At 64.4% G+C, this 15,471-nt stretch carries 9 protein-coding genes; 2 read left to right on the top strand and 7 right to left on the bottom strand.

Annotation, left to right across the window (positions count from 1 at the left end; genetic code table 11):
• Window positions 1–9: 9 nt before the first annotated feature.
• Both DZG09_RS08105 and glf read right to left on the bottom strand, forming a co-directional pair.
• Window positions 10–2,004, bottom strand: coding sequence for a DUF6541 family protein (locus DZG09_RS08105; RefSeq protein WP_119697089.1), 1,995 nt, complete (start codon window positions 2,002–2,004; stop codon window positions 10–12).
• Window positions 2,005–2,043: 39 nt separating this feature from the next.
• Window positions 2,044–3,186 (bottom strand): UDP-galactopyranose mutase, encoded by a 1,143-nt coding sequence (gene glf / locus DZG09_RS08100; RefSeq protein ID WP_119697088.1) that lies wholly within the window; start codon window positions 3,184–3,186, stop codon window positions 2,044–2,046.
• 261 nt (window positions 3,187–3,447) lie between these two features.
• Between glf and DZG09_RS08095 the strand changes: the two genes are divergently transcribed.
• Both DZG09_RS08095 and DZG09_RS08090 read left to right on the top strand, forming a co-directional pair.
• Window positions 3,448–6,102, top strand: coding sequence for a polysaccharide pyruvyl transferase family protein (locus DZG09_RS08095; protein ID WP_119697087.1), 2,655 nt, complete (start codon window positions 3,448–3,450; stop codon window positions 6,100–6,102).
• A gap of 68 nt (window positions 6,103–6,170) precedes the next feature.
• Window positions 6,171–7,958: a glycosyltransferase family 2 protein gene (locus tag DZG09_RS08090; protein ID WP_119697086.1), complete on the top strand. Its 1,788-nt coding sequence runs from the start codon at window positions 6,171–6,173 to the stop codon at window positions 7,956–7,958.
• A 114-nt stretch (window positions 7,959–8,072) separates the two neighbouring features.
• Here DZG09_RS08090 and DZG09_RS08085 read toward each other — a convergent pair whose 3' ends face one another.
• The 5 genes from DZG09_RS08085 to DZG09_RS08065 form a co-directional block, all read right to left on the bottom strand.
• Window positions 8,073–9,401 (bottom strand): chymotrypsin family serine protease, encoded by a 1,329-nt coding sequence (locus tag DZG09_RS08085; RefSeq protein ID WP_119697085.1) that lies wholly within the window; start codon window positions 9,399–9,401, stop codon window positions 8,073–8,075.
• Between the two features lie 392 nt (window positions 9,402–9,793).
• Window positions 9,794–12,178 carry an SH3 domain-containing protein gene (locus DZG09_RS08080; RefSeq protein ID WP_162893233.1) on the bottom strand — a complete coding sequence of 795 codons (2,385 nt, stop codon included), beginning with the start codon at window positions 12,176–12,178 and terminating at the stop codon, window positions 9,794–9,796.
• A 176-nt stretch (window positions 12,179–12,354) separates the two neighbouring features.
• Entirely contained in the window at window positions 12,355–13,356 is a 1,002-nt protein-coding gene (locus DZG09_RS08075; protein WP_119697083.1) for an ABC transporter ATP-binding protein, read from the bottom strand.
• Window positions 13,356–14,258, bottom strand: a complete 903-nt coding sequence (locus tag DZG09_RS08070; protein ID WP_119697082.1) for an ABC transporter permease — start codon at window positions 14,256–14,258, stop codon at window positions 13,356–13,358. The genes DZG09_RS08075 and DZG09_RS08070 overlap by 1 nt, the downstream gene beginning before the upstream one ends.
• Window positions 14,259–14,346: 88 nt before the next feature.
• The gene (locus tag DZG09_RS08065; RefSeq protein WP_119697081.1) at window positions 14,347–15,417 is read right to left on the bottom strand and encodes a glycosyltransferase; all 1,071 of its coding nucleotides are present in this window, start codon (window positions 15,415–15,417) and stop codon (window positions 14,347–14,349) included.
• Between the last annotated feature and the right edge of the window lie 54 nt (window positions 15,418–15,471).

Here is a 15,471-nt window from a genome sequence, read left to right as displayed (position 1 = left end):
CGCGTGTTGTCATCCGAGGTCACCGCATTGGTCGATCCGGTACAGGGAGGATTCGCCATCGGTGGCGACCTCGGTGAAAAGACCGGCCTCGACCGCCGCATGCAGGCCGAGGAACAGATCGCCCTCAGCGTCGCCTCCGCCGAACGAGCCGGGCGTGTAGAGCACGTACCGCACGCGGAGCTCGTCGAGAGCCGTGCACACCTCTGACGTCTCATCGATCGACGGAAGCGAGTAGGCGAGCGTCAGGCGCGTGTCGTCCCAGCGTCCGAGGACGTGGGGGAAGACGGGTTCCCTGCCTGCGAAGACACCGGCCAGCGCCGACCCGTCCCAGGGGTCGCCGAGCACCCGTTGATCCTCCGGCACGATCGCGCTCACCTGATCCCGCATGAACGTCATCTGCGCAGACGAGACGACGGCCCAGTCGCTCGCCTGCACGGGCTGACGGAACACCACGCCTGCCGCTTCACTCACTCCCGTGGCAGCGAGCGTACCGGTCGATGTCACCCCGACGATGACCGCCGCGACGACAGCCGCACCCGCCCCGAAAGCGCGCCGCGCCGGCACGATCAGACGACCGAGCGTAACGATTCCGATCGTGGCGAGAGGAACACCCACGATCGCCAGGGCCGCCGCCAGTCGGTACGGATCGCCGAGCCAGAGTGCGGCGAGCATTCTCGACACCGGGCCGACCTCACCGGCCGCGAGCACGTACAGCACCGCGAGCACCAGGTAGGGAACCACCACCCAGCGGGTCGTGGCACGTCGCAGCGCCATGAAGATCCCGCCGATGACCGCAAGTGCGAGCGGGGGTGCGACGATCGTGACCACGCCGTTGACTCCCGTCTGCGACTGCGCCATCATCACCTGCGTCAGGCTCTGCCACGCGGTCTGCGCGACCAGGTCCGAAGTGTCATCCGGGTGCCCTGTCAACGGCACGGCCGCGTTGCCGAACGCTATGCCTGCGACGATCACGACCGCCGCGGCGCCGAGGCTCCCCCACAGCATGCGTCTGGCACGACGCAGCTCCTCCGGCGCGGCTTCGCGCGCCTGACGGAGGACGACGACGAGTCGCCAGAAGACGAACGGTGCGGCGATCACGAACAGGGTCGCAATCGCGCGGGGGTCCGCCGCAGCGAGCGCGCCGCCTGCCAGGGCGACGCCGACGACGGCCGCCGTCCATCGCCTGGCCCGCGATACCCGACCGCGTTCGCCGAGCACGGCTCGTGCCGCGACGAGGACGATGGCCACGGCCGCTGGCAGGAGTGCGTGGGCGAGCGCAGACGGGTACAGCGCGCCGCCCGTCGTCAATCCGTAGGGGTACCAGCCGAACGAGGCGCCGAGCGGAAGGGCGATCGTCGCCGCGGCCCATGTCGGCACGACCGTGCGTGCGAGCCACGCGATGCCCGGCAGCCACACAACGGCGATCATCGCGAGCCACAGCACGTTGAAGGCGACGGCGACCGGGACACCGGTGGTCTGCGCAACGAGGGCGGCGAACGAATGCCAACCGGACGGCGAGTAGGTGAACGCCCCCGTCGTGTCGATCAATCCTCCGATCGCGAACGGTGAAGCGGAATGCCCGCTCAGGATCGCGCTCGTTGCGGAGAGATGGAAGATGTTGTCCAGCGTCTGCGCAATCCGGCTGGGAATGGGCACCCGCCAGAACATCACGATGGCGATCGCGAGCACGGACAGGAGCCACATCCCGAGCAGCAGGAGCACACGACGATCGGGGCGCGGTTCCAGCCGCGGCACGGCCGGGCGCACGGCCAGCGCGAGCGTGAGACCGATGACCGTCACGGCGAGCACCTGCCACCAGGAGAACGCGAGGCCGAACGCCCCGAACGTCGTCGCGGCGCTTGCGACCACGCACACCCCGACCAGGCCGGAGACGGCAGTGCGAGCCAGTGCGCCGAAACGGAACGGCGCTGTGACGATCAGCCCTGGACCGATAAGGCACAAGACCGCCACGAGGAGTGCGAGGAATGAGTCGCCCCAGGTCATCTCGCTGTCACTCCCCGCCTGCGAGCACTCGCCGCTCCCCTACGCCAGCTGGTTGTTCCACATCGACAGCGCCGACCCGATCGCCATGTGCATGTCCAGGTACTGGTACGTGCCGAGGCGGCCGCCGAAGTAGACGTCCTGTTCGCCCTTGGCCAGTTCGCGGTAGGCGAGCAGGCCCGCGCGGTCGTCCTCGGTGTTCACAGGGTAGTACGGCTCGTCCGCCTTCTCTGCGAAGCGCGAGAACTCACGCATGATGACCGTCTTGTCGGTCGGGTACGCGTCGGCGCGCTCAGGATGGAAGTGCTTGAACTCGTGGATGCGCGTGTAGGGGAAGTTCGCGTCGGGATAGTTCATGACCGGCGTGCCCTGGAAGTCGCCCACGTTCAGCACCTCACGCTCGAAATCGAGCGTGCGCCAGCTGAGCGCACCTTCCGCGTAGTCGAAGTAGCGGTCGACCGGGCCCGTGTACACGACGGGGATCTGACCGACGGTCGCCTCCTTGTTGAACGGCTGCGACGCGTCGAAGAAGTCCGTCTCCAGACGCACCTCGATGTTCGGATGATCGGCCATCCGCTCCAACCATGCGGTGTAGCCGTCGGTCGGCAGCCCCTCATGCGTGTCGTTGAAGTAGCGGTTGTCGTAGTTGTAGCGCACGGGCAGTCGGCTGACGATGTCGCCCGAGAGCTTCTTCGGGTCGGTCTGCCACTGCTTCGCCGTGTAGTCGCGGAAGAACGCCTCGAACAGCGGTCGCCCGATGAGCGCGATGCCCTTCTCCTCGAAGTTCTGCGCCGTCTTGACGTCGAACTCGCCTGCCTGCTCCCTGACCAGCGCACGCGCTTCGTCCGGACTGTACGCAGCCTGGAAGAACTGGTTGATCGTGCCGAGGTTCACAGGCAGGGGGTACACCACACCGTTGTGGTGCGAGTAGACCTTGTGCACGTAGTTCGTGAACGTCGTGAACCGGTTCACGTACTCCCACACCGTTTCGTTCGACGTGTGGAACAGGTGCGCGCCGTAACGGTGCACTTCGATGCCCGTCTCGGCGTCTGCCTCGCTGTAGGCGTTCCCGCCGATGTGGTGGCGACGGTCGATGACGGTGACCTTGCGGCCGGCGTTCGCGGCCCGTTCCGCGATCGTCAGACCGAAGAAACCAGAACCAACAACAAGAAGATCGGTGTCCATAGGGGACATTCTGACATCGACGCCCCGTTTTCCCTGGCAACGGGGTGGGTGACGTGTGCGCGGCCGGATCAGACGCGAATCAGCCCAGCATTGCGGCTCGTCGGCGTCATCGATGCGGCCTCCGACAGCACGGCGTCGTCCCAGCTTCGAGCGGATCCTGTCGTCTAGAATCTCGATGCGTGCCCAACGTCGCGAGCGCTCCAAGCGCTAGCTGACCGGATCGCGACGCCTCCGGACCACAACCCCAAGGATCATCACAGAATGACTGCACACTCGAACGAGCACTATGATGCCGCGATCGTCGGCGTCGGCATCGGCGCGAACTACGGGTCCGTGCTGACCTACTACAGCCTGTACAAGACTGTCGAAGGCTTCGGGAACAAGGTTCTGATGGTGTCGAAGATCGGTGCGAGTGCGAGCGATCCGGAGATTCAGGACACGCACGCGATGCGTTTCGCGCGCGAGCACTACAACCTGAGCAAGCTGTACAGCACGCAGACCGTCGGAGACCTGAACCAGATCGCGGACAACTTCGTGATCGGATCCGACCAGGTCTGGAACTTCGGAATCGCCCGGAATTTCGGGAAGGCTTTCTATCTCGATTTCGCCGATGACGACAAACGGAAGATCTCATACGCGGCGTCTTTCGGTCACGCGAAGGATTTTGCGCCCGAAGAAGAGATTCCCAAGGTCTCCGTTCTGATGAAGCGATTCAACGCGATCTCCGTCCGCGAGGACTCCGGCGTCCGGATTGCTCGCGAAGTCTACGGAGTGCCGGCGAAGCAAGTTGCCGAGCCGATCTTCCTTACTGACGTCAACGAGTACCGCAAGCTCGCGTCGCGCTCCGACCGCGACGTGTCCGGCCCCTACCTTCTCGCGTACATCCTCGACCCGACGCCCGAGAAGAAGGCAGCGATCGAGCACATCGCGGCCAAAAAAGGCCTGAAGGTCCGCGTAATTCTCGATGCGTGGCCACACCTCATCCAGGAGAACAAGGAAAAAATGGCGATGCCGGACGCCATCGAGGACGACATCGACACGTACGACTTCTTGAAGCTGTACGACAACAGCTCCTACGTCGTGACGGACTCCTTCCATGGCACCGCGTTCTCGCTCAAGTTCGAAAAACCGTTCGCATCGATCGGGAACCGTCGTCGCGGCGTTGCACGATTCGATTCGATGTTCCGCCTGATCGGCCATCGAGACCGCTTCACCCTTGAGGCCGAGAACATTGTCTCTGAAGACGAGCGCTTCCTGGCTCCGCTGGACTACACCGAGATCAGAGCAGCGCTCGACAAGCACGTCGACGACTCGAAGCAATGGCTCAAGTCTGCGCTCGAGATGCCGGTGCGCCGCACCGTGGGGTCCGTCCGCGCCGAACTGCCCACCCCTGCCCGTGCGCTGCTCCCGACGGTACGCCGAGGTGTGCGATTCGCTAAGCGCGTCGTGCGTCGAGTGGGCCTCCAGCGCCCTCCTCGCACCGTGCGGATGGATGCACCCAAGTTCTTCGCCAACAACGAATCATGGCAGATCAGCAGCAAAGCAGGAGAGACCAGGCTGCGTGTCGCCGGGCCCACGTACGCAACTCAGCGCGGCAACTACGTCTGGACCACCTTCCCCTCGGCCCTGCGCGAGGGGAACGCCTATGAGGTCGAGTTCGACTGGACACCTCGCAGCTCCTCACAAACGATTAGCGTGCACTTGCGCAACCCGACAACCGGGAAATTCAGGGTTGTGGGCGGGATCGACACCGGCATCAGGACCGGCGAACGCCGCACCGACCGGATTGTGTTCGCAGTAGAGGACCCCGCGTTCTCACAGATCATGTTCGGAGCGCTCCATTTCGGCGGCAAGGACGGCGGCGCCGACATCGCATCGATCACGCTCCGTCCGATCGCCGCTTCGGCACTCGGGCGGCAGAGAACCGGAGCGGTGAGGGGAAACGACCCGGTACGGGCTGTAAGGGCCCTCGGGAACAACGATGACAACCGCTATATTGAGTCCTACGCGCAGCATCGGGTCTCCCGCACCGTCGAAAACGCTCGCTCGCTCCTGATGTATCACGCGCACGGCTTCGAGAAGGGGCTCAGCCGCACGACGAACTTCCGGCCCGGCTTCGGCAAGGCCGTCATGCCGTTGCTCTCCGGTGAGATGAACAAGTGGATCTCGAACGGACGCGACCCTGAGGACACGTTCTTCCAGATCGCGGCTGCCGTCATGCACAACTACTTCGAGCGCCACCGGCAGCTCGACGCCGACGTGTCACACTTCTGGAAGCTGTTCGACGCTCCGGTGCAAGAGCTGATCACGAAGGCCGACCCTGGGCTCGGCGGCGCGACGCCTGCGACGCTTGAGCGCGACATGGAGACCTGGACCCCCTCCGATCGGGAGTTCGAGGACGTCGTCTTCTCACGGCGCAGCGTACGTGAGTTCACCGCAGACCCTGTTGCGAACGAGGACATCGAGCGTGCCGTACAGATCGCACTGCAAGCGCCGTCCGTATGCAACCGGCAGCCGGTTCGCGTGCACCAGTTCGACGACAAGTCGAAACTTGGACCCGTGCTGGAACTGCAGGGAGGGTTCCGCGGGTATGAGCTCCCGCCGAAACTGCTGCTGGTGACAAGCGATCACGCTGCCTTCGTCGCCGCCGTCGAGCGCAACCAGGCCTACATCGATGGCGGACTGTTCATGATGCTCCTTCTGCTCGGGCTCGAGCACACAGGTCTGGGCGCGGTCAGCCTCAACACGGCGATGGGTCAGGAACGCGAAGCCGCCATTCGTGAAATCCTTGGGATCCCCGATTCCGAAGTGTTCATCTCCTTTATCGCTGTCGGCCACTTCGACCGGTCGGTTCTCGTTCCGCGCTCCAAGCGCATCGAGCCCGGCTACGTCCTCAAGCGTCACGCCGACGACTGAGATCGTACGTGGCGACGACAGCAACAAGCACGATTGGGCCGTCTGTCAACGGCAGGAAGGCATCCGCCATGGGGCTGGGGAAACTCCCGGATCGCACTGGGTACCCACTGCAGGCCGCAATCTGGCCACAAGCCGGTATCTCGACTGAGACCGAGGCACACTTCGCTCTGAAAGGGTCCGTCGGGATCTCCCTTTCCGAGGGCGGCGCAGACTTCGCACAAGGCGGACGGCTCGCGACGGGCACCTACTACAACCTGTTCAACCTCGGCAAGTGGCGCAGGAACTCCGGCGACCTGCCGCTGGAGCTGCAGCTGACGGGCCACGGGCGATTCCTGCTGTCCATCCACGTGGCTTGTCGGAATCGCTCGACGCAGCAGCTCTTCAGCGAGGTCGTCACACTGGACGGGTTGCTCCGCCAGCCGTTCGACCCCTATGAAGAAGCATCGTCCGATGCCATCGTGTTCTTCAAGCTCACGGCTCTCGAGGACGGTCGGCTGGAGGACTTCGCCTGGGCGACCACGGAGAAGCCCCGCAGCACGCCGGATCTGCTGCTTTCGGTCACGACGTTCCGACGCGAAGCGGAGGTCGCCTCGACGGCCGAACGCTTCCGCCGGTTCCGTGCAGAGTCTGAACTCAACGAGCACATCCGCATGGTGATCGTCGACAACGGTCAGTCCGCGACGGTCGATGACGGCGACGGCGTCACCGTCATCCCCAACGAGAACCTCGGCGGATCGGGCGGTTTCACCCGTGGTCTGCTTGAGGCCAGGGCGACGAACGCCAGTCACGTTCTCTTCATGGACGACGACGCCTCCATCCAGATGGAGGCGGTCAGTCGCACCTGGTGGTTCCTCGCTTACGCTCAGGACCCGCGCACGGCAGTGGCCGGCGCCATGGTGCACGACGCCAAGCGGTGGCAGATCGGCGAGAACGGTGCGCACTTCGACCTCGGTTGCAAAGCGCACTACGCCGGCCTCGACCTGCGACAGCGCAAGAAGGTCTTCCGGATGGAGTACGAAACCACGGCCCCGGCCAGGGGTGACTTCTACGCCGGCTGGTGGTTCTTCGCCTTCCCGGTCGCCCAGGTCGAGCACCTGCCGTTCCCGTTCTTCGTCCGCGGCGATGACGTGAGCTTCTCTCTCGTGAACGACTTCAACACGTTCACGCTGCCCGGCGTCGCTTCAGTGCAGGAGAGCTTCGTCGACAAGGCCTCACCTCAGACCTGGTACCTTGATTTCCGCAGCCACCTCATCCATCATCTGAGCCTGCCGGAGAAGAAGCGCAGCTGGAAAGAGCTGCAGCGGATGGTGCTGAACTTCTACCTGCGCACCGCTCTTCGCTTCCACTACGACACGCTGTCGGCGGTCAACCTGGCGTTCGAGGACGTCATGCGCGGGCCGGACTTCTTCGACAAGAACGCCGACATGGCAAAGCGCCGCGGCGACATCAAGGCGATGACCACGACGGAGGTCTGGCAGCCGATCGCCTCGCCACCGAAGCCCAGACGCACCTTCCTCCCGCGACCTGTGCGCGCGCTGCTGCTGCTGACCCTGAACGGTCATCTGCTGCCGCTCGGCATGGCGAAGGTGGTCCTGCCTGCGGAGTCACGTGAGGACTTCCGACTGATCTACGGCGCGAAGGAGATCACGCACCTGAACGTCGATCAGACGCAGGCCTACACCGTGCGCCGCGATCCGCGTCGTTTCCGGAAGGAGACCCTGCGACTGCTGAAGAACACGCTGCGCCTGCGGCGCATCTATCCCAAGATGCTTCGCGAGTGGAGTCGCGGCTACGACGGGCTGACGTCGAACGCCTACTGGAACGACAAGCTCCGGCTAGAACAGCAAGGCAGCTGAGTCGCTGCTCACCGCCAGAGGCGGTCGGGCGGCTCCCAGATAGACCCGATCCGACCGCCTCACACGCGTCCTAGTACGCCGCGCACTCGGCCAGCGTGCGGCCCAGTCGCTCCGCTACTTGGTCGCGATGGTCATTCCCATCTCGGAACTGATCGTCACAGAACCGACCCACACCGCGTACCTGAAGCACTTGCTCGTCGAATAGCGCGTGGCGGGACAGGTCCCGGAATTACCGCCTCCGTAGATCGTGCCCATCGCTCGGAGTTGGCCTCCAAGGCTAGCCTGCGGATAGACGACCGGACCGCCGCTGTCGCCGCCCACGACCACCACACCACCCGAAGTTGCTTCGCCACGGACCAGGCCGTGCAAGTCGCGCCCGAGATCGGACGAGTACGCGGTGTAGTTCGCGCGGTTGATAGTGAGGCAGTGCAGCCCCGAGTTCGCGCCATTGGTGCATGCCCTCGCGCCAACGACATTCCCACCGACGGCGCCGATGCTGTGATAGCTCGATGTATTGTATGAGCCGTAGTAGATGCGCGGCAGAATTGACTGAGGGGTGACTTTGATCAACGCCGCATCTATGTCGGGATGCCGATACCCGGACCCAGTGTATGCCGTACCGAATGAACCAGCGTCATTCGACACCGAGACGCTGCTGTAATCGTCAACACAGTGATAGGCGGTCAACAGGTGCTTGGCACCCGTGGCGTTGCTCGTCACAGGAAAGCTCGTCGAGCAGAACCCACCATTGGGCAGGTAGTATCCGCCCCCGCCCTCGTACGGTGCGTCCCCGTTCCATCGCGCCGCGGGAGTGAGTTCCTCACCGACGTCAACCGAAGTGATATCGACGTCGATCTCTCGATCCGCTGCTGCAGAGACAGCCTTTCGGTCCTCCGACTGAGAAGAGAACTTCTGTACACCGTCGCCCGAATATTCGACCCAGACCCCACTGCCATCAGCCTCGGGACCAGATGCAACGATCGTGAGATCGCCCGAGGCGTCGTCCACGGTCATCCCTGGCAGACGCTCCACCGCCTCCTGCATCTCGAACACTGTGTACTTCGCGTCGCGCACGTTCAACGTCACTTCGGAAGGCGCGCGGTCCAAGATACGTTGCGCCTTGGCCTCCACCGAGCCGACCCAGTACACGTCGACCTCTCGTGCGACGGGATCGACGATGACTCCCGCATAACCATACTCAGCGCCGTCGGCGGTGACGCGCTCCCCGCCTTCTGTCGGGTTGACGAGCGCGAGAAGCGGGTCGACAACCTCCATTACCAGGTCCTGTCCGACCATCACGTCGCCGGTCGGTTCTCCGTTCGCATCGACTCCGTCGACGTCAGCGCCCATTGCCGCACTGCCGCCGAGCCCCGCTCCGAACGTGACGGCGACAATCGCTGTCACGCCGATCGGAATCGATCTCCACCATCGCTTCGAACTCATACGCCCTCCTCGTAGACCTCCCCCGCGACTGAGCGTAGAGGCGATCAGCAGAGCCAACCAGCGTACTGGAACCCTGGCATATGGGGCTCTCTCATGAAATCTTCCACCGTGCCGGATTGCGCAGAGCAAGTCGGCGACCGCCGCCCATTGCGCGAAGGCGGAGAAGTCCGCTGGGCGCCGTCAGCGGCGCCGTCGTCGGATCTGACGCCACACACAGGAGGATGGGCACGTCAGGTCGGCGCTACTTCTCGTGCACGTCGGCGACGTCAGCCCCGCGATGAGAGACCGAGGTATCGATCTGGAACCACTAACGGGCATCTGCTGCCGTTCTGTGGCGCGTGCTGGCGTTCTGAATCACGCCGCGCGTACGGCACGGCAGTAATGCAGACAACTCACTCGTAGTCGACATCGGCACGCTTGACCCAGCGTTCACCGGCTTCCGTCGCGACTTTGAGCCAGGTTCGAGACCCGGAAATCGCTACGGCCTTCACCACCGTTCCAGCCGACAGCGCGATACCCGCACCACAATCATCACGAGGGCCGAGCAGGGCGGTCGTGTCCGTCAGCACCCGGTAGGTCAGCCGCGCTGACGAGACGCCTCCATTGGGCGCGACACACAAGCTCTCCGGCGCAGTGGCGTAGCGCACGTCTGCGCGAGCGATCCAACGCTCGCCTGCGCCCGTGCGCACCCGCAACCAGTTCCCTGAACCGGACACCTCGACCGCTTGGAGCACGGTACCTGAGACGAGAGCAGTGCTGTCGTCCGAGCAGTCGCTGCGCGGCGCGATCCGCCCAGTTGTGTTCGATTCGCGCACAGCGTAGACCTTCGATGCCGCTTCGACGCCGCCTCTCGGCTCAAGGCAACGTGCCTCCGAGGTCGTTGCGACATCGATATCCGATGTGGGAATCCAACGTCTACCCGTACCCGTATCCACCCACATCCAGTCCCCTGACCCGGATACACCGTGCGCGCGCACGGCAACTCCTTCAGCAAGCTTTGCCACGCCTACGTCACACGTGCTCCGTGGTCCGACAACTCCCACCGTGTCGTTGTCAACGACATACACCGCAGAGCGCGACTTCACACCGCCGTTTGGCCCCACGCACTGTTGCTCCGGCGCAGTCGCATACCTGACGTCGGACCGTTCCACCCAGCGATTCCCCTCGCCTGTCCGGACCTGCAACCACTGTCGGTCTGCGGTCACGTTGATGGCCTGAGCTACTGAACCCTCTGGCAGGACTGTTCGGTCAATGGCACATTCCGTGCGCGGGGCGCCCCGGCCCACCGCACTCGATACCTCCACCGCATAGACCTTGACCGCGGTTTTCGAACCGGGAACGATCGTGCATGCCGCTTCACCTGCCGTCGCGTACTTGACGTACTCGCGAGCTACCCAGCGTTTACCGAGATTCGTCTGAACCTGCAACCATTTTCCAGACTCAGTCACGCGTACGGCCTGCACGATATCGCCCTTCGAAAGTGAAGTCATCCCCTTCGAACAGTCCGTGCTCGGTGCGGTGCGTGCATTCAGACTCGATGCGGACACTACGTACGCTTTCGAAGCCGTCCGGGTGCCCGACGGCACCGTGCACGCGTCGGCGTGCGTCGAACCGAACCAGTCGGTGAAGTAGTTGTAGAAGTTGCGGTTGCCGTAAGCGGAGCACGAATCGCCCGTGCCGTAGCCTGCCCTCAACGCCGCCTGATTGGGCTGGTACGGCGTGTAGTAGTACAGCGCCGCCGTTGCCTTGTTCTCGATGTGCACCGGCGCCGAGCCGCACGACGCGTTCGGGTGCCAGCGCACGTTCGACGTCTTGCCGACCGGGTACCAGCTGAAGTAGCTGCTCTTCGAGTACACCTGGTACTGCCGCGCCGCGCTGTACACCTGGTTCTGGAAGCCGTAGTAGCGCGAGTCGCATGCCGAGGTGTCCGGGCAGGCCATCCCCATCGCAATCGTGTAGCGCCAGTCGCTCGGCCAGGTGTGCGTGACCAGGCCCTGCTCCTTCTGCAGGATCACGATCAGCGCTTTCGGGTTGATGTCGCACGACTTCGCCACGCGGTAGATGATCGCAGCCGAGCTCTCGCCGGAACGGCCCGTGTAGCCGTTGCAGTACTGGTCGGCCGATTTGCTCTTGGTGTTCTCGGTGTAGTCAGGAAGGCAGGTGTAGTCGCTGCGGCAGCTTGAGACCTTGCTCTTCAGGAACGACTTGATCTGCGACAACGACATCGATGACCCGTCGTAGAAGACCCGGTCGCTGATGATGTTGCCCGGCGTGAAGCCTTTCAGCGACGCCTTCATCTCAAAATCCCCCGGCGCGGCGAGATCTTCACCGATGGACATCGCCATACGATCCATCTCGGCTTCTGTCAGATCGCCGCGCTTGATCGCGCCGGCATTGGCATTCGAGGCAAAACGCGGGTCGTCGGTTCCCGCCGGATCGACCGTGATCCCCTGCGACAGCTCGACCTTCTCGAGTTTCTCGGCCTCATCCACCGCCTCGTCGTCCGCGTCGGAGTCTTCGGACTCACTCGGTTCCGGCGTCGGCTCTGTCGTGTCCGTCGGTTCAGGAGTGGGCTCCGTCTGCGCCTGCTCATCGGACTCATCGCCACCAGCGGCATCGTCAGGCACGTCCTCCTGGCCCGTGGGGCTCACGACCGCCGAATCCGTGCTGTTTTCTTCGGTTGCAACGCCGAAGGCCGCCGAAGGAGACAGTGTCGCAGCAAGGGTTGCGACAACCCCGAGAACCAGGGCGTGTCGCAATCGAGTGGAGGTACGCATGTGATAAGTGTGACAGAAGTGTGCTCGCGAGGCGAGTGTGCCCGATGGTACCTCGTGTCGCGATGGGCACCCGGCACGCCAAAAGCCCTCGCTGCTCACCACCGTTCGAGCTACGCGCGCACGTCAGCATTCGTCGCCGACGCCGCTTCGCGCTCTTACGTCAGGGCGCCCTTCTGTCACTTCTCATCGTCGCTCGGCTTCTGGTCGCCGCCGAACTTCTCGTCATCACCAGTGCGCTCATCCCCACCATCGGGGCGGGGACTCCCGCTGATCGGGCCGTTCGTCTCGTCGTCGTCGCTCAGCCCACCGATCGGGATCCGGCCCGTGTGCGGGCCCTTGACCTGATCCGGGATCTCCTTCGGATCCGGCGTGCGTGGCTCCGGTTCCTTGCGCTGCTCTGCGCTCTTCTCGGCATCTCGCGGCTTGTCACCGTCCAGCTCGGCAACGGCCTCAGCGATCGGCCCATCGAAGACGACCCTGTGGTCGCGGATGATGATGCCGCGGCTGCACAGCTTCTTCACCGTGTTCTTGTTGTGGCTCACGATCATCATCGTGACGCCGCGTGCGGCCAGCTCCTGCAGCTTCTCGTTGCATTTCTTGCGGAAGGGCGCATCGCCCACGGAGAGCACCTCATCGACAAGCAGCACGTCGGCGTCGACGTGGATGGCGACGGCGAACGCCAGGCGCATGAACATGCCCGACGAGTAGTGTTTGACCGCCTGGTCGATGAACTCGCCGATCTCGCTGAACTCGAGGATGTCGTTGTAGCGCTTGTCGGTCTCCTCCTTGGACATTCCGAGGATCGCGGCATTCAGGTACACGTTGTCGCGCCCTGTCAGCTCGGGATGGAAGCCCGCGCCGACCTCGATGAGGCCGGCGACGCGTCCCCGTGTGAACACGCGGCCGTCATCCGGCTCCATGACGCCGGAGACCATTTTGAGGGTCGTCGACTTGCCGGAACCGTTCAGCCCCATCACCGCGACGGACTCCCCTTCGCCGATCTGGAAGCTGACGTCGTCGAGCGCCGTGAACGAGTCCGAGCGCACCCTCTTGCGGCGCGCTGCTGCAACGAACGCCTCCTTGATGGAGTGAGTGTTGCGCTTGCGGAAGCGTTTCGAGACGTGATCGATGATGATCGCGGGCTTGGTGGCAGAGGTCTGCAGAATCTGTTTCGACATCACACGTCCTGGGCGAAGGTCCGCTCGAAGCGACGGAAGGTGTACTGGCCGAGCAGCAGGAGCAGCAGGCTGAGGACGAGTGCACCGCCGATGTACCAGCCGAATGCGGGCGGGAACCCGAACCAACCGCCGGGCTCGTCGGTCGCGTGGAACGGCGGCACCGTGGGCGACCAGAAGCCGAAGTGCATCAGTTCGACGGCCACCGAGATGGGATTGCAGAAGTAGAGGTACACCCACACATCACCAAGAGTCTCACTGATGAGGCGCCAGGGGTAGAGCACGGGTGACAACCACAGCACGACCTGCCGGATGAGCTCGCCGAAGTTGTCGGCGTCGCGGTAGCGCACGTTGATGCCCGCGAACAGAATGCCCATCCCAAGCGAGAGCGCTCCGATGATTATCAGACCGAGCAGCACCGCCCCGATATGGATGAAATCGGGCCTCCAGCCGTAGAGCAGCGCCACGACGAGCAGGATGGCCAGCTGCGGCAGGAAGTGGATGAAGCCGTTGATCACCGCCGCCACCGGGAACAGCTCGCGGGGCATGTAGATCTTCTTGACGAGCGCCTTGTTCGCGACGATCGACGAGGTCGCCTGTTGAAAAGCCCCGTTGAAGAACTGGATCGTGACGAAGCCGCTGAAGATGTACAGCGGGAAGTTGTCGATCCCTTTGTCCACCCCGAGGATCTTGCCCATCACGAGCCAGTAGATGAGGAACTGGACGAGCGGCCTGGCATACGACCACGTCCAACCGAGCGCCGAGTTGCGATAGCGGGTGGAGGTCGCTTTGCGCACCAGGACCTTCAGCAGATACCGCCAGCGGAACACGTCCGCGAGCCCGCGGCCTCTGCCGGGGACGTTGTAGTCCTTGAGATCGACTGCGTTCACTCCGCCGTGCCCCATATCCTGTTCCGTGTTAAGGCCACACGCGATCGTACCGCCGTGAGCCTGGATGCCCGTTCAACCGGGGCAGGGTTGTGTCGATTGACCATCACAGATCCGCGTGCAGCTGCCACACCTTCTCGGCGGCTCCCACCCAGGTGAACGCCCTCGAGCGGTCCTGACCGAGCACGCGCAGGCGCTCACGCCCCGCGCCGAGCGTCGTGCGCAGGGCATCGCCCAGGTCGCCCTCCGGTACGAAGAGACCGCCGTCGTAGATGACTTCGCGATGCACGGGTGAGTCGACGGCGACGAGCGGAATGCCGAGCGCCATGGCCTCGACCGCACGCCACGGCCATGCGTCGCGCGTGGCCGCGGACACGAAGCTCGCCGCGCCCCCGATCACAGCGGCGCGGTCTTCGCGGCCGAGGGAGCCGCGTGCGTGCACCCGCCGCTCCGGGAGTCCCCCTGCCTGGGCGAGGTCGGCGAGACCCGGTTCCTGTCCCTCCGGCACGTCGACGACCACGACGTCGAGGTCGGTGGCCGATGCCGCCCGCAGCGCGGCGGCGAGCCCGTCGAGCTCCGCCGTGCCGCCGCTCGTGGCCACGTAGTCTCTCGGCAGACCGAGCCGTGCGCGGCGCGCGACCGCATCATCCGGGATCGCGAAGTCCAGTTCCACGGCACCGGGGATCACGCGCACACGGTCGGCAACGCGTGCGTACTCGCAGAGCGAGTCAGCCATCACATGAGTGGGGACGACGATCGCGTCCGCGTACTTGGCGGCCCTGCGCAGCAGACGACGCTGCCGCGAGGCGCCCGCGCCGTGGCGTTCGGCGACGGAATTCCACGGCGACAGGTCCCAGACGGTCGAGACGGTCTGGTCGCCCTCGTTCACGCGATCGTGCGCGGCGAGCGGAGCGAGCAGTGTCGGCGAGTGCACCATTCCGCGACCCGCCCCCCGGACAAAGCCGAACGGCCAATCGCGCCGCATCTGCTTGGCGGCGTGCACGGTGAACAGCCCATCGATGTCGAGGCCGTCGGCGACGGGAGCGATGCCTTCCACACGACACCCGACGGGCACCGTGCCGATCAGCGCGCGGGTGAGATCGCGCGCCGCGGCGTGCAGGTCATCGCTCGTGGGTTCCACGACCTGGTCGAGGACGACGCGGAGACTCACTGGCATGGAAAGAGCCTATCCAGCGTCTCCTGAACGTCGCCGTATATCCACAGGGAAGGC

Origin of the sequence: Microbacterium halotolerans (assembly GCF_003569805.1) — a bacterium.
GTDB lineage: Bacteria > Actinomycetota > Actinomycetes > Actinomycetales > Microbacteriaceae > Microbacterium > Microbacterium halotolerans.
This window is presented reverse-complemented; position numbering and strand designations above follow the sequence as displayed.

Coding starts and splice junctions, on each gene's coding strand:
- DZG09_RS08105 (WP_119697089.1), bottom strand. CDS start 2,004: ATGACCTGGGGCGACTCATTCCTCGCACTCCTCGTGGCGGTCTTGTGC.
- glf (WP_119697088.1), bottom strand. CDS start 3,186: ATGGACACCGATCTTCTTGTTGTTGGTTCTGGTTTCTTCGGTCTGACG.
- DZG09_RS08095 (WP_119697087.1), top strand. CDS start 3,448: ATGACTGCACACTCGAACGAGCACTATGATGCCGCGATCGTCGGCGTC.
- DZG09_RS08090 (WP_119697086.1), top strand. CDS start 6,171: ATGGGGCTGGGGAAACTCCCGGATCGCACTGGGTACCCACTGCAGGCC.
- DZG09_RS08085 (WP_119697085.1), bottom strand. CDS start 9,401: ATGAGTTCGAAGCGATGGTGGAGATCGATTCCGATCGGCGTGACAGCG.
- DZG09_RS08080 (WP_162893233.1), bottom strand. CDS start 12,178: ATGCGTACCTCCACTCGATTGCGACACGCCCTGGTTCTCGGGGTTGTC.
- DZG09_RS08075 (WP_119697083.1), bottom strand. CDS start 13,356: ATGTCGAAACAGATTCTGCAGACCTCTGCCACCAAGCCCGCGATCATC.
- DZG09_RS08070 (WP_119697082.1), bottom strand. CDS start 14,258: ATGGGGCACGGCGGAGTGAACGCAGTCGATCTCAAGGACTACAACGTC.
- DZG09_RS08065 (WP_119697081.1), bottom strand. CDS start 15,417: ATGCCAGTGAGTCTCCGCGTCGTCCTCGACCAGGTCGTGGAACCCACG.